The 13,849-nt window shown below is 41.5% G+C and carries 11 protein-coding genes and 1 pseudogene; 5 read left to right on the top strand and 7 right to left on the bottom strand.

The features are described from left to right. The first annotated feature begins 122 nt into the window (after window positions 1-122). The 5 genes from U2P89_RS05975 to U2P89_RS05995 are packed head-to-tail and all read left to right on the top strand — an operon-like array spanning window position 123 to window position 5,459. Window positions 123-1,193, top strand: coding sequence for a glycosyltransferase family 1 protein (locus U2P89_RS05975; protein ID WP_322190912.1), 1,071 nt, complete (start codon window positions 123-125; stop codon window positions 1,191-1,193). Further along, the gene (locus U2P89_RS05980; RefSeq protein ID WP_322190913.1) at window positions 1,168-2,124 is read left to right on the top strand and encodes a Stealth CR1 domain-containing protein; all 957 of its coding nucleotides are present in this window, start codon (window positions 1,168-1,170) and stop codon (window positions 2,122-2,124) included. Before U2P89_RS05975 ends, U2P89_RS05980 begins: the two co-directional genes overlap by 26 nt. 41 nt (window positions 2,125-2,165) lie before the next feature. Further along, window positions 2,166-3,407: a glycosyltransferase family 4 protein gene (locus tag U2P89_RS05985; RefSeq protein ID WP_322190914.1), complete on the top strand. Its 1,242-nt coding sequence runs from the start codon at window positions 2,166-2,168 to the stop codon at window positions 3,405-3,407. A 55-nt stretch (window positions 3,408-3,462) separates the two neighbouring features. Then, window positions 3,463-4,197, top strand: coding sequence for a glycosyltransferase (locus U2P89_RS05990; protein WP_322190915.1), 735 nt, complete (start codon window positions 3,463-3,465; stop codon window positions 4,195-4,197). A gap of 5 nt (window positions 4,198-4,202) precedes the next feature. Beyond that, window positions 4,203-5,459, top strand: a complete 1,257-nt coding sequence (locus U2P89_RS05995; protein ID WP_322190916.1) for a glycosyltransferase family 4 protein — start codon at window positions 4,203-4,205, stop codon at window positions 5,457-5,459. On the opposite strand, the gene U2P89_RS06000 is transcribed toward U2P89_RS05995, so the two are convergent. The 7 genes and pseudogenes from U2P89_RS06000 to U2P89_RS06030 all read right to left on the bottom strand — a co-directional run bounded on the left by U2P89_RS06000 (window position 5,404) and on the right by U2P89_RS06030 (window position 13,834). After that, window positions 5,404-6,165, bottom strand: coding sequence for a hypothetical protein (locus tag U2P89_RS06000; protein WP_322190917.1), 762 nt, complete (start codon window positions 6,163-6,165; stop codon window positions 5,404-5,406). The two genes, U2P89_RS05995 and U2P89_RS06000, sit on opposite strands and share 56 nt — an antisense overlap. A gap of 262 nt (window positions 6,166-6,427) precedes the next feature. Beyond that, window positions 6,428-6,565 (bottom strand): annotated as a pseudogene (locus U2P89_RS06005) (glycosyltransferase family 2 protein); the annotation flags it as partial. A 20-nt stretch (window positions 6,566-6,585) separates the two neighbouring features. Further along, window positions 6,586-7,578 carry a Stealth CR1 domain-containing protein gene (locus U2P89_RS06010; protein ID WP_091905741.1) on the bottom strand — a complete coding sequence of 331 codons (993 nt, stop codon included), beginning with the start codon at window positions 7,576-7,578 and terminating at the stop codon, window positions 6,586-6,588. 27 nt (window positions 7,579-7,605) lie between these two features. After that, entirely contained in the window at window positions 7,606-9,123 is a 1,518-nt protein-coding gene (gene gltX, locus U2P89_RS06015) for a glutamate--tRNA ligase (protein ID WP_091905738.1), read from the bottom strand. A 199-nt stretch (window positions 9,124-9,322) separates the two neighbouring features. Next, window positions 9,323-10,477 carry a DUF4998 domain-containing protein gene (locus U2P89_RS06020; RefSeq protein ID WP_322190919.1) on the bottom strand — a complete coding sequence of 385 codons (1,155 nt, stop codon included), beginning with the start codon at window positions 10,475-10,477 and terminating at the stop codon, window positions 9,323-9,325. Window positions 10,478-10,513: 36 nt separating this feature from the next. After that, on the bottom strand, window positions 10,514-11,851 hold the full coding sequence (locus tag U2P89_RS06025; protein WP_019537986.1) for a DUF4959 domain-containing protein: 1,338 nt from the start codon (window positions 11,849-11,851) through the stop codon (window positions 10,514-10,516). A 21-nt stretch (window positions 11,852-11,872) separates the two neighbouring features. After that, entirely contained in the window at window positions 11,873-13,834 is a 1,962-nt protein-coding gene (locus U2P89_RS06030) for a RagB/SusD family nutrient uptake outer membrane protein (protein ID WP_019537985.1), read from the bottom strand. Between the last annotated feature and the right edge of the window lie 15 nt (window positions 13,835-13,849).

The raw sequence follows: 13,849 nt of genomic DNA on the forward strand, positions 1-13,849 counted from the left end.
TAAAACTCCGGTACATTTGTAATTGAATTAAAAGAACTACTTTTGCAGGTTGAATGGAAATTATGATCCGCATGATGACCAATGTACAATAGATTGTGTCATGTAATCGTTTTATTATAAAAATGAAAAAAAGACTCTTGGTTGATCTTTCTTCGCTTAAAAACCTTTATTCGGGATTAGGACAGATTGCATTGAGTTATGGTAATTATTTTAAAAAAAACTATCACTCTTGTTCCTCCTTTTATGATCTTACTTTACTCGTACCTAAAGGATATATAGGTTTTTTTGGTGAAGAAATGAAGTATATTTCCTCTACGAACTGGATCAGGAAACATTGTCGTTACACGTTTCCCAAATTTGATGTCTGGCATTCCATTCATCAGTTAAGTCGTTTTAAACCGATCCACCCCAATACTAAATTGATTCTGACTATACACGATTTAAACTATCTTTATGAAAAGACAGGCAATTCCAGAATCAGGCGACACGGAAGACTTCAGAAAAAAATTGACCGGGCGGATGAAATTGTCTGTATCTCTGAGTTCACCAAAAGGGAAGTAGAGCAGGAATTACTGTTGAGAAGTAAAGAGTGTAAAGTAATATATAATAAAGTACAATTGCTTGATGAGGATCTTGCCTTAAAGCCCAATTTTCATATAACTCAACCATTTTTTTTTACATTAGGGGTTATCAAGCAGAAAAAAAACTTTCATGTTTTGCTTGACCTGATGAAACTGATGCCCGAAAAACATCTCTATATTGTGGGTAGCGGAGCTAAAAAAAAGAACAATGCCTATGCCGTACATATCAAAGAACGGATAGAAAATGAGGGTATTACCAATGTAACATTGCATGAGGCAATATCGCATGAGGAAAAGATATGGATGTACCGGAACTGTGAAGCATTTCTTTTTCCCTCACTCTTGGAAGGATTTGGGATACCTGTCATCGAGGCTATGCAGTTTGGAAAACCTGTTTTCTCATCTCAGGAGACCAGTTTAAAGGAGATAGGTTCCACTTATGCCTATTTTTGGGATAATTTTGAGCCAGAGTCCATGAAACAGGTTATAGAGAGAGGTTTGAATGATTTTTATAAAACCCCCGGACTAGCAGAAATTGAAAAATCGTATGCTGAAAAGTTTTCCGAAGATCAACATTTTCACGATTATGAGGAAATTTACAGAACCATTTGATATAGACTTGGTTTATCTTTGGGTAAACGGAAGTGACCCCGAATGGATAGCCAGAAAAAATAGATTTTTTGGTATTGAAATTGCATCTAATGGTGAAGCTACCTCAAAAGGGCGTTTTGCCGACAATGGGGAGTTAAAGTATTCTTTACGCTCTGTAGAGAAAAATGTTCCATGGGTTCGTAGAATTTTTATAGTTACCGATGGACAAACGCCTGTATGGCTGGATCTGCAAAATGAAAAAGTAGAGATTATTGATGTACAGCAGATATTGCCTCCTGAAGCGTTACCTTGCTACAATTCGGTGATTGTTGAACATTTTATCTGGAAGATTCCCGGTTTGGGAGAGCATTTTCTGTATGCGAACGACGATATGTTCTTTAACAAACCCCTTTCTCCCGATTTCTTTTTCACCTCGGAAGAATTTCCGGTCGTGCGTTTACAACGGTATTTTTTTGGTAAATGGATAAACAGTTTGAAAAAAACGTTCTCTATTCCTACCAATATTTATCGCAAAACGATACACCATTCGGCATTATTAATAGAAGAAAAATTTGGGAAATATTTCTCTGCAATGCCTCACCATAATGTCGATTCTTATTTGAAATCAGATTACCGCAATGCTGCTGAAATAGATTTTAGAGAAGAAATATCGAAAACATTAACTAATCATGTAAGAAAAGAGAATGATATTCAACGGATCATTTACCTTTACTATGCTTTAGCCATACAGCATGCTAAACTGCGTTATGTGGGCAGAAAAGAGTCGTGCCGGATAAGATTGCACAAACCCGATTATATGTATTTTATTAAAAGATATGATCCTTCTCTTTTTTGTCTTAACGATAGTCATCGTGCTACCGATGCGGACAGGGCCAGAGTGGACCCTTTCCTGAAGACTCTTTTTCCCGAGAAATCTTCCTTTGAAATATAGTAAAACTATAGTGAAAATAAATAGCACGGGGTAAAGAAATTATGGATAAAATAGCAATAGTTGTACAACGATATGGTAAAGAGGTTAACGGAGGAGCAGAATTACACGCGCGATTACTCGCAGAACGGTTAAAAGAGAGATATGAAGTAGATGTTCTCACTTCCTGTTCCTTGGATTATCATAAGTGGGATAACCATTATCCCTCAGGAGAGGAGATGATAAATGGGGTACGGGTATTACGATTTATAAATGAAAACGAAGACCGTAAAAAGGCTCGTCGTCTATCTCGCTATCTCCGAGGAAACCTGTTGTATTATAATACAAAATACAAATTAAGTAATATTTTTACCCTTTCATTCAGGCGTTTTAGATACAGAAAAAGAAAAAATCACGAACAGATATTTGATCTTTGGATAGAAAAGCATGGTCCGGTCAGCAAAAAAATGATGTCATATATAGCACAGGAGAAACATAAATATAAAGCATTTATATTTTTTTCCTATTTGTTTTATCCTACATTCTTTGGGTTACAGGAAGCGGCAGAAAAGAGTGTTCTTATTCCTACAGCACATGATGAACCATTATTTTATTTTTCAGGTTTTGGAAGAATGTTTTCTTTGCCGAGATTTATTATGTATAACACAGAGAGTGAAAAAATTTTACTGGAATCAACTTATCCCGTTACACGAAAAATTAGATCGGATATTGCCGGTGTAGGTTTTGATCATCCTATATTGGATAAGAAGAAGGAACCGCCAATTAGTTTTCCATATTTTGTTTATATCGGACGTATAGATGTAAATAAAGGGTGTAAGGAGTTGATAGATTATTTCTCCAGGATGAATAAACCGGGAGTAAAACTGGTAATGATCGGTAAGAATCATCTGAAAACCACCGTAAAGAATGATAATATTATTTTTACCGGATTTATAGATGAGGAGGGAAAGCTATCTTATTTACAACACTGTCAGGCTCTGATTATCCCCTCCCGATACGAAAGCCTGTCGATGGTCACATTGGAAGCTATGTCGGCGGGAAAACCGGTTTTGGCTAACGGTCGTTGTGATGTACTAAAGTCCCATATTGATCGAAGTGAAGCGGGTTTTGTGTACTATAATAAAGAAGATTTTATTGTACAGATAAATAAAATATTGAATTTGTCTGACCGGGATAAGCAGGATATTGCGCAAAAAGGAAAGTCTTATGTGGAAAAAAATTTTCAATGGAGGAATATCATGAAAAAATTTGATGCCGCAATTGATTTTGTAAGTGCTGCTGAATAATCCTTACATGATTGCGCCAAAAGAGAAGGATCATACCCCATTCGTTCAAATTCGTATGAAAAAACAACCGTTTGTCAGTATTATTTGCGTTACATACAATGCCGCTTCCTGCATATCGGGGTGTATTGATAGTATTATCGAACAACGGTGCGCGGACGACGTCGAACTGATCATAATTGACGGAAACAGTACCGATGGAACCCAAGAGATACTAAAAAGGTATGGAGAGAGGATCGCATTTTGGAAAAGTGAGCCGGATGAGGGAATATATGACGCCATGAACAAGGCGCTGGAATACATCCACGGTCAGTGGGTCTATTTCATTGGCGCTGACGACAGGCTTTTGTCCGACTTCTCTACCTTTGTGGAAAATGAGCTAAAAGACCAGCATAAGGTTTATTATGCTAATGTTTTATGGGAAGGCATTAAATCAAGAGGTTTTGTTTCGGATTACGAACAGGCTAAAGGTGGTATTTTTCATCAGGCGATTATTTATCCTGCAAGTGTTTTCAAAAAATACAGATACAACACGAAATATAAAGTATCAGCAGATTATGCACTTAATATGCAATTACATCGTGACAAATCTTATGAGTTTGAATATCGGGAATACATTATAGCCTACTTTAATAATACGGGAGTATCGTCATATGGTGAGGATGAAGTATTCCTGCGGGACAAAAGAAAGCTTATCATGGAGAACTTCGGAATCGTAGTGCGTTTCAGGTATAATTTCAGGATTATAAAACATAAATTGCGGAAAAAGAGAATTCGACCGAATAACAACTGAAACGAATGGATAAAATAGCAATAGTCGTACAGCGATACGGCAAGGAGACCGACGGAGGGGAGCAAGTATATGTCCGGTTGCTAGCTGAACATTTGACAGAAAGGTATGAAGTGGCTGTCCTCACCTCCTGTTCTGTAAGCTATACTGCCGGGGATGACCATTATTCGGCAGGTGAGGAAATAATAGACGGCATACGTGTATTGCGGTTTACATATGGGAGAGGAGAGCCGAAAACACCTCGATGGTTAGGCCGTTATATCCGCGGAAATTACAAGTATTACAATACAGGATATACGTTAAGCAATATCATCACCCTTTCGTTCAGGCGCATCCGATACAGGAGAAGGAAAGATCACGACCGGATATTTGAACGCTGGATAGAGAATGAAAATCCTGTCTGCAAGGGGATGATTTCGTATATAGAACGGGAGAATGACAGGTATAAGGCGTTTATTTTTTTTAATTACCTGTTCTATCCAAATTATTTTGGATTGCACAAAGTATCCGGTAAAAGTATCCTCATTCCATTGGCATATGATGAGCCGATGCTTTATCTGTCAGGTTTCAGAAAAATGTTCTCCCTGCCGGGCTTTATCATGTATAGCACGGAGAGTGAAAAACGTTTGGTAGAATCTGTCCATCCTGATACACGAACTATCAGATCGGACATTACAGGCGTCGGTTTCGACAGCCCGGTATTGGAGGAAAATATGCCGCCGCCAATCGCTTTCCCCTATTTTGTTTATATCGGACGCATAGATATCGGTAAAGGGTGCCTGGAACTGATGGATTATTTCTTCCGGATAAACAAGTCGCAATGTAACGGTACAAAACTCGTAATGATCGGCAAGAATCATATGGACAACCCGGTAGAATGCAATAATATTATTTTTACAGGATTCTTAGACGAGGCGCAGAAACTGGCCTACCTGCAGCATTGTCAGGCAGTGATCGTCCCTTCCCGTAACGAAAGCCTGTCGATGGTAACGCTGGAAGCAATGTCGGCGGGAAAACCGGTTCTGGTCAACGGCCATTGCGAGGTGCTGAGATCCCATATAGAACAGAGCCAAGCGGGATTCGTTTATTACGAGGGGGAAGATTTCAGCCAACAGATAAACAGGATACTCAACCTATCAAGCAGCGACAGGCAGCTTATCGCGCAAAACGGTAAATCGTACGTTGAAAGAAATTATCAATGGAAAGGCGTCATGGAAAAGTTTGAAACCGCCATTGATTATGTGGGAACTGCCGGTGTCGATTGATATCGAATTTTCGAAGCAAAGCATGTTTCGATTTTGTGATTTTATCTGACCACCTCGTTGCATAGCTGTACCCCGAGGAGCCCGAAAGGCCTTCCAGGAACCTGTACGCTCTGAATGATCCGATTGAGGAGTGTCTTGCCAATTCATAAAGCCTGTGGTAGAAAACATGCTCTATGTATATCCCTTCCCTGTCGAAAACCAGGTTGCCGGCGTCGTGCAGGTTTTCTTGAAAGAATGTTTTCTCTGCGCGATATATGATTGTTTCCACATAAGGGATTTTCTCTGTGTTTATTGCATAAAAAGAATTGTGCTTATAGGCCGAATGCAGCACGCAATCGAAATTTAATACATTAAGCCGGCCGGTTAGTTTGACAAAAGCATCCGACGATTTCAATAACCGGCTGTTTTCCAGTGCATGGTTGATACATTCCATTTCACCGAATCCTTTGCCGTGTAAAACTGTTTTTTCCGTTTCTCCTTGAAAGGAAAGCACTTCAAGCGTTTTCCGGTGGTCTCCGGCTAAACGGCTTAATGCCGTGTAATCGTATGAAAAGTTTGTGTTTTCAACAAAAACCACTTTATGAATGCTACGGTATTTCCTGATGGCATAGTCAATCGAACGAAGGTACTGTTCGAGGCGTGTTTGTGTATCGGTAATCTGGGTAAAAGGGACTTGGCTGTGTTGAATATCAATTGCACCTGTCATTAACAAAACTGTATTTTTTCTTTTTATCATATCTAATAATTCAGTGTCGGATTTTCCATCCCATTTAAACGGTCAATTTTCCGGTACATACCATCACGACCAGTCGCTAATTCGATTCGCATGGATTACTTTGTTCTGCGGCTCGCCTTTACAACGACATACAAAGATAATAATATGCAAAGAGATAAATAAGTGCTTTTCTATTTTGATTAAAAAACGGCGTAAAGTGGTGTCAGTTACGAAAAGATTGATAGCATCTCCATTCGGAGGAACCGTCGTTTACGACAATAATCTCCAGATTCTTATACGATTGGTTAAGTATGTTTTCTATACATGGCCTTATATACTTCTCCCCGTTATAGACAGGGATAATAACAGAAATTAATGGTTCTTTCTCCATAGCACAGAGTGTGGATATGACTATAACTCAAACCGGGATTTTTCCGGCAGGATAAATTCAAAAGCTTTTTCTATCTCCTGCATAACCTGTGTATAGTTCCTTATATGGGCATTGTCATTGAGGCAGATCAACTTGTAACTCTGATCGTAGATGGCTTTTATAGCCTTCTTCGACCGAAGTACGAGCGGGAACATCTTTGTATTCTTGTAGGTGTTGTAAGGTTCAAAGTTTGAACGGCAGATCTGCCAGGTACGGAATAACTCCTGGGTGTAATCCTCGGGACTGCGAAAGCGGTTAGTCGATACCGCGGTCAATTTGTCTCCGGCGTATTCCCAGACCTCTTCAAAAGTCGATTTGAGGTAGGGCTGGGCATTATGTGGAGTAATAAGCGTCACAAACTTTCCGTAAGGTTTCAGTAATCGCGTCAGATTGGCTTTCTTTCCGTAAGAAGGATGGAACCATTTATCATGATCGCGTTGTAGCACTTCATGTTTATCAAACCTTTCGTTGATAATCCTGATATTGTTCTTCAGGCATTTCGACCATAATCCCATTCCTGAATTGTAGCGGAATGCGGCAATATCATTGGGTAACCCATTGGTATAAAAACGATCCTCTCCGATATGGTCGATGATGAAAAAATCATCATTGAAGTAAACAAAACGATCTGCCAGATTTGGGATTTTATGAAGATATATCTCTATGAGCGAGGAGTTGAATACGGGTAAGTATTTTGCGGGGATGTAATCACTGTGATTTACCAGTGCCAATTTGGGATGATCGGCATTGAGCCATTCCGGTTTTTGACCACAGGTGACGAAATGTATTTTCCTCACCCATGGCGCAAATTTCTCTACCCCTCTGAACCAATATTTCAGAAAGCCATAGTCACGGAAACGGGCTTCCGAAACCTCATTCTTCGAGTTGTCGATTTTACCCGAATATTTGGTGAAATCGGCTTTCCATTGCGGGTCGTCCATATCAACCCAGGTAATCACAAAATCGATATCCATTGCTGTTATACAGAATTAAATTTACCTTTACGGCAGAGTAGATATTGCCTGTTCCAAACGGTGGAGTGTTTCCTCTTTACCAATCACTTCGGTAATGTCGAACATATGCGGTCCCTTTCCGGCACCTACGATGGCCAACCGGAATGCATTCATAACGTTTCCGGTATGTAATTGGTTCTGTTGGATCCAATCCATTACAGTTTTCTCCTGGTTTTTTGCAGAGAAGTCGTCTGTTCCTTCAAGCAATGCTGCTAATTGCTTCATCTGCGCAGGAGTCTCTTCTTTCCAGCGTTTATTTACCGTTTTTTCATCGTAGGCCTTGGGTGCGACAAAGAAAAAGGATGATTGATCCCACAACTCACTGATAAAATGTACACGCTCTTTTACCAATCCGACTACTTTTTCCACTTTCTCCATGGATGTGGAGATCCCTTTTTCCTGTAAAGCAGGCATAAACAGTTCAGCCAGGTCATGGTCGGACATTTTGAGGATATATTGGTGGTTATACCATTTGGCTTTTTCCACGTCGAATTTGGCTCCGCTCTTACTGCATCTGTCGAAAGAAAATGCCTGTACCAGTTCATCAAGGGAGAATAACTCCTGTTCCGTACCCGGATTCCATCCTAAAAAAGCGAGAAAATTAATGACCGCTTCCGCTAGATAGCCGCTTTCGCGGTATCCCGACGATACTTCACCTGTCTGCGGGTCTGTCCATTGCAATGGAAAAACGGGAAATCCAAGACGATCACCATCACGTTTACTCAGTTTGCCGTTTCCTTCCGGTTTGAGCAGGAGCGGGAGGTGGGCGAATTGCGGCATATCTTCTTCCCAGCCCAGACTCCGGTACAACCATACATGCAAAGGAGCCGAGGGAAGCCACTCCTCACCACGGATCACATGGGTTATTTCCATCAGATGGTCGTCCACCACATTGGCTAAGTGATAGGTGGGCAGTTCATCGGCCGATTTATAGATCACCTTATCGTCAAGTACTGAGGAGTTGATAACTACCTTACCACGGATCATATCATCGACGATAATCTCCTGATCAGGGTCTATTTTGATGCGGACAACATATTGCGTGCCTGATTTTATCAAAGACTCTGTTTCTTCTTCCGGGAGGGTAAGCGAGTTACGCATCCTATCCCTGGTAGAAGCGTCATACTGAAAATTGGCAATCTCCGCCCTTTGGGTTTCCAACTCTTCCGGTGTGTCGAACGCGATATAGGCTGCTTCTTTATCGAGCAAAGCATTGACATATTGTTTGTAGATCTCTTTTCGTTGAGACTGTTTATAGGGCCCGTAGCTTCCTCCTTTCAGTGGGCTTTCGTCAAACGGAAGACCCAACCAGTCGAATGTTTCCTGGATATACACTTCTGCACCCGGCACAAACCGGGAAGAGTCAGTATCTTCAATTCGCAGGATAAAATCTCCGCCCTGTTGTTTGGCAAAGAGATAATTGTATAGTGCCGTACGTACCCCGCCGATATGCAGCGGTCCTGTGGGGCTGGGTGCAAAGCGTACTCTTGTCTTGTGATGCATCATAATTTTTTATTCAAGTTCCGAAGGTGTTCATTTCCTGATATATCCTACCGAAAGTAAAACCCTGTTTTTTCCGGCTACAAAAATAGAAAAAAATGGTGATGAATTGAAATAAAGCAGGAAGGGATGATTATGTAAAAAAGATAGGAGAAAACGAAATAGTCTTCTCCTACCTGATTCTGTCTGTATTTTGTCCTATATTTTATTGATTGCTATCGTAAAATAATGTCCATTCTGCTAATTGGAATATACTGGCTCCGTTATTTGCAGTAACCCTCAATCTGTAATGAGAATAGGGTGTTACATTGGAGAACGTGAATGTTTTCTTTTGGTAGCGCGCTGTAAACTTGACCTCGGATTGTTGATCGAGCACAGTCCAATTGCTGCCATCGTTTGACCCTTCCACTACCCAATTTTTCGGATCCCGACCCTCTGCATCATTGGCTGATGTCATTTCATAGGTGTTGGCGATGAATTCCCGATCCATCTTCCACATCATCCATGTAAGCTGAGTCCCGCACAGGTATTTGGTGTTGGGGTTGCCATCGACCAGCATCTGGATACCTTCGCCGCCTCCGGTGTTATGCTGGTCGGATACGGTTCCGGGAATTGTCATCAGATTGATTTTTACCGGTTCTACCGTAATTGTCTGAGTGTTGGAAAGCCATACTTCGTCAACAGAAACCAGATTGCCCTGAAGAGGCCATACAGAGACTTTAATATTAAATGTATAATCCCCTATAGGTAGAAACGGTAAAGATATAAGGTCGGCGACAGGAATATCAACTTGAGGCTTCCCTGCCAACTCAGGTAAGTAGATTTCGTCTGATAAAGAGAAATCATCCGGTCCGGTAACCGTATATTCAACATGACCCGAGAAATTCATCAACACGTTTGAGGTTCCCATGATCGACATGTATTGATCGGGACCGATTGTCTGGACAACCACCATTGGCGGTGTTAAACTTTCGACAAAGGCTTGTGAAATAGGGAAAGCAGTAATATAGGTCGGCACAGACAGGTTGTTATGAGCATCCATTGTGTAGACAATGAACTCGTAACCGGTCCCCGCAGTTAATCCTTCAATACTGATAGAATCTACCAACGTGTCAAACGATATAACAGTGCTGTCGCTACCATATACAACCCTGATCGATTTTGATTTTTGATCTTTTGGATTATCCCATGCCAATATTACTCTCTCATAACCGGGATAAACGCGCAAACTGTCGATCTTGCCGGAATAGTTATATTCTTCGAGATATTGCTTAAAATTATCCTCCATACTGTCGCATCCGTAGTTCCCCACGAAAGCAATGAGAATACTTAATGTTATTATTGATTTTATTTTTTTCATCTGTATTATTAATTTGAAAATTAATGTACCGTTGATTTATTCCCATCCTTCTAAAACACCTGTCAATGTTTCAGGATCTTCGATAATGGATCCGTCAGCTTCCGTACCGAAAATGGTGATTTCGGAAGTACATCCCGAATTTCCACCTCCAAAAGCCTTGATACCTTTATACCGCAGATAACGGAAAGATTTGGTAAAACGTGGATTATCAGGATAAAACATGTACTCATGTCCGTTACGGGCTTCGTTTCTTGCTTCAATTACATTCGAGGGCTGGGTAATCCGGTATCTTCCCACATATTCCCATCCGTCAAAGACACCGTCAGTCGGATCTTTATCGTCACTGATCCATATCTCCCATATCTCCACATTCTCTCCGCCGTATAACATACCCCACGCATCGCGTTGCCATATTTTAAAACGGCTTCCTTTTACTTCACGTCCCAAGTCTATGAAATAGGAAAACGGGTAGCTGACTTGCCCTGTATTGAAATAATTGAGGTTGAGTTTAGGCTCATAATCATACTCATTATCCCAGAATTTCTCAATACGGCCTTCTACATGAGACATGGGTGCATTCATCATGCTGTCTTTGCGATAGGTGCCTGCATATTCCTCAAACGGTTTCTGTTCAAAAGGATTAGGACTGCTGTTATAATCCCACCGGTTACCATACAATAACTGATCACGAAGGAAAGACCACTGTTTTTTCGAGATCGCTCCATCCATAAGAGGAGTGATTTCCCCAAAATTCCTCACTTCCGTCTGATTCTCATAAGTATCTCTGATATATACATTTACCGTATGTGGTTCTCCTTTCAGATTATCAATCATAAAACGATCTTTCTCAAGATTGGAAGCATAAATTTTGGTGGCTTCCGTTTCCCCGACTTTTACATTTACGTAAATGGTTATGTTCTTTTTCTGATCGTTTTCCCAGTCAACCACCAATGAGGAAAATCCGGGCTGTACCTGAACGGTTTCCAATACTGCCAGTGTGGTAGGTTCTAACGGTACCACTTTCATAGTGACGGGTGAGGATTGGTTATTATTTCTGTCAATCGAAAAAATTTGTACATCGTACTCCTTTTCTTGTCCGAACCCGTCGATAAATAGTGTATCGGAATAGACGCTGCTGGTTTTGGATATTTTCGCCCCGGTGTCAATGATGTATTCTGCCCGGGTATAGAGAAAATCTGCATCGGATGGAATGGTGTAAGTGAAGTAACCTCCACCGTATTGCGGCGTGAAAATCACGTTTGTAACCTGCCCCGGGGGAGTAGTGTCTCCCACCGCAGTGTCCTGGCAGCTGTTCATGATAAAAACCGCTGCAAATAATAAGATAGAAGTGTAAAAATAATATATTCGTCTCATAATTGTTTATATTTTAATAGATTACCATCCCGGATTTTGCACTAAATTCGGATTTCTATTTAAGTCTGAAATGGGTATGGGCATCAGGTAGTCGCGGGGTGTCTGCCATCTGCGTGGTTGTAATGTTGTTAGCACGTAGAATTGTTCCGGATCCACACCTGTAGTGTTCCATCCTCTGACAGGCGATAAAAAGTACCTGTCTGCCTGTTTCCAGCGCAAAATATCAAAATAACGATGCCCTTCGAAGGATAGCTCGATCAGGCGTTCCCGTTGAATGATATCGCGCAGCCCTTCTTTCGTGAGGTGTTTGTCTGGCGTCCTTACTATATTGGCATCACTCCATACTTGTTCTATCGGTTTCAGTCCGCTTGTGGCCCGCACTTTGTTTAGGTAATCGTATGCAGGTGCTCCCGGTCCGTGATACTCGTTATATGCTTCGGCATACATTAAATACAGATCCGATAATCGGATAATGGGATAGGGGTATTTTACCACACGTGCCCAGTGACCGGTGCCCGACTCGGGATGCACCAGTTTCTTTACCCCGATACCTGTCCAGTAAAAGTCGGTTGTGTGTTGAGAACCTCTACCTCCCGGGAATTCGTTGTATCTCATTTTTACATCGTTGGCAAGGTCATGTGTACGCCAAATACTTCTGTCTACGACCATCCATGCATAAAATCTCGGTTCCCGGTTCAAATGTAATTTAATGGTTCGCTGACCGGCCTGCATGTATCCCTTATGATAATTGTCATCAGGAATTTCAGTGATCTGGAGTCTGTTGTCGTATTCGTAAGTTTTATCCTCTTCAATGGGTACTCCATTTTTTGAATAGAAAAGTTCAGCCATTCTGTAGTCGGCACCCAACCATTGCCATGCGTATCCGGCCTGCGTGGGGTCGGCTACAGAGCGCATATTGGTAGCGTGGGCAAACCCTCCCTGTCCTTCATAATCCAATCCGGAATATCCCCAGATCAATTCGTCGTTCCAAGAATCGACAATGGCGAAACGCTTATTATAAGCATATTGTATGATTTCTGAAGTTTCAAAGTTGTCCACATCCCAAAATTTAGGTTGCCCGTTGAATGTATATAACTTCTTGCCACGGGTTTCGGCGAAATCAATGGCTTCTTTGATGCCATCCAATGCTTGTTTCCATTTCTCAGGATCGTATTGCATAGGGAAATAGGTTTCTCCCGCTTTATTCCTGAAGTTACTGAAATATTCGGAGTTGCCGTTAAACAGTGGGCTTGCCCTGGTGAGGAGCACCTGGGCCTTAATGGCGCGGGCATTGATCTGGTCTATCTGTCCGTAATAGGCACTCTCTCTCTCAACGGCGAGTTCAGATCTCGGGCTTCCACTCTCGTCATACAATACTTCATCGATCAGATTCAACACGTAATTGAAGCAGGAGTCTATCGTTTGCCTTTCCTGCCTTACCTCTTCTACAGAAGAGAACGGTTCCAGATTTTTATCGGCAATAACAATCGGGCCGTATAGCCTGAGCAGGTAATAATGGTAATAGGCTTTCAGTATCTTCACCTGTGCTACCCAGTCGTTACGCTCAGCAGGTGTCAGGTCCGGAACATTGTCTATATTTTCGAAGAAGATATTACATACACGAATGCCTCGATATAGACCGGTAGCTCCTCCACCCTCTGCCCAGTAATTTAAAATGGGATCGTTAGAGTTGTTCCATCCACGCATCAGTTGCATCCCTCTCAGCAATCCCCTGTTTTCACCATGGTCGGCATCCAGACGTCCCACCCATTCATCGCCGGCAAGGGACATGGAGTAGTGAAGTTTTTCATGATTCGGCATATATCTGTAGCAGGTGGATAGTGCATTGAGCGCCTTATCCCGGTTTTCGAACAAGCTGCCCACCTGTACCGTGTTATCCGGGATAATGTCCAGATAATTACAATTCGTCAGAATGACGGATAAGCTTAAAATAAAGCTTATGGCAATTATTTTTGATTTCATATGATTACTCTTTTA

The organism is Proteiniphilum sp. (genome assembly GCF_034331125.1).
Taxonomy (GTDB): domain Bacteria; phylum Bacteroidota; class Bacteroidia; order Bacteroidales; family Dysgonomonadaceae; genus Proteiniphilum; species Proteiniphilum saccharofermentans.

What these genes read in the sequence shown, in the direction of transcription:
- U2P89_RS05975 (WP_322190912.1), top strand. Translation starts at nt 123, where the DNA reads ATGAAAAAAAGACTCTTGGTTGATCTTTCTTCGCTTAAAAACCTTTAT.
- U2P89_RS05985 (WP_322190914.1), top strand. Translation starts at nt 2,166, where the DNA reads ATGGATAAAATAGCAATAGTTGTACAACGATATGGTAAAGAGGTTAAC.
- U2P89_RS06010 (WP_091905741.1), bottom strand. Translation starts at nt 7,578, where the DNA reads ATGGATATCGATTTTGTGATTACCTGGGTTGATATGGACGACCCGCAA.
- U2P89_RS05990 (WP_322190915.1), top strand. Translation starts at nt 3,463, where the DNA reads ATGAAAAAACAACCGTTTGTCAGTATTATTTGCGTTACATACAATGCC.
- U2P89_RS05995 (WP_322190916.1), top strand. Translation starts at nt 4,203, where the DNA reads ATGGATAAAATAGCAATAGTCGTACAGCGATACGGCAAGGAGACCGAC.
- gltX (WP_091905738.1), bottom strand. Translation starts at nt 9,123, where the DNA reads ATGATGCATCACAAGACAAGAGTACGCTTTGCACCCAGCCCCACAGGA.
- U2P89_RS06030 (WP_019537985.1), bottom strand. Translation starts at nt 13,834, where the DNA reads ATGAAATCAAAAATAATTGCCATAAGCTTTATTTTAAGCTTATCCGTC.
- U2P89_RS06020 (WP_322190919.1), bottom strand. Translation starts at nt 10,477, where the DNA reads ATGAAAAAAATAAAATCAATAATAACATTAAGTATTCTCATTGCTTTC.
- U2P89_RS06000 (WP_322190917.1), bottom strand. Translation starts at nt 6,165, where the DNA reads ATGACAGGTGCAATTGATATTCAACACAGCCAAGTCCCTTTTACCCAG.
- U2P89_RS05980 (WP_322190913.1), top strand. Translation starts at nt 1,168, where the DNA reads ATGAGGAAATTTACAGAACCATTTGATATAGACTTGGTTTATCTTTGG.
- U2P89_RS06025 (WP_019537986.1), bottom strand. Translation starts at nt 11,851, where the DNA reads ATGAGACGAATATATTATTTTTACACTTCTATCTTATTATTTGCAGCG.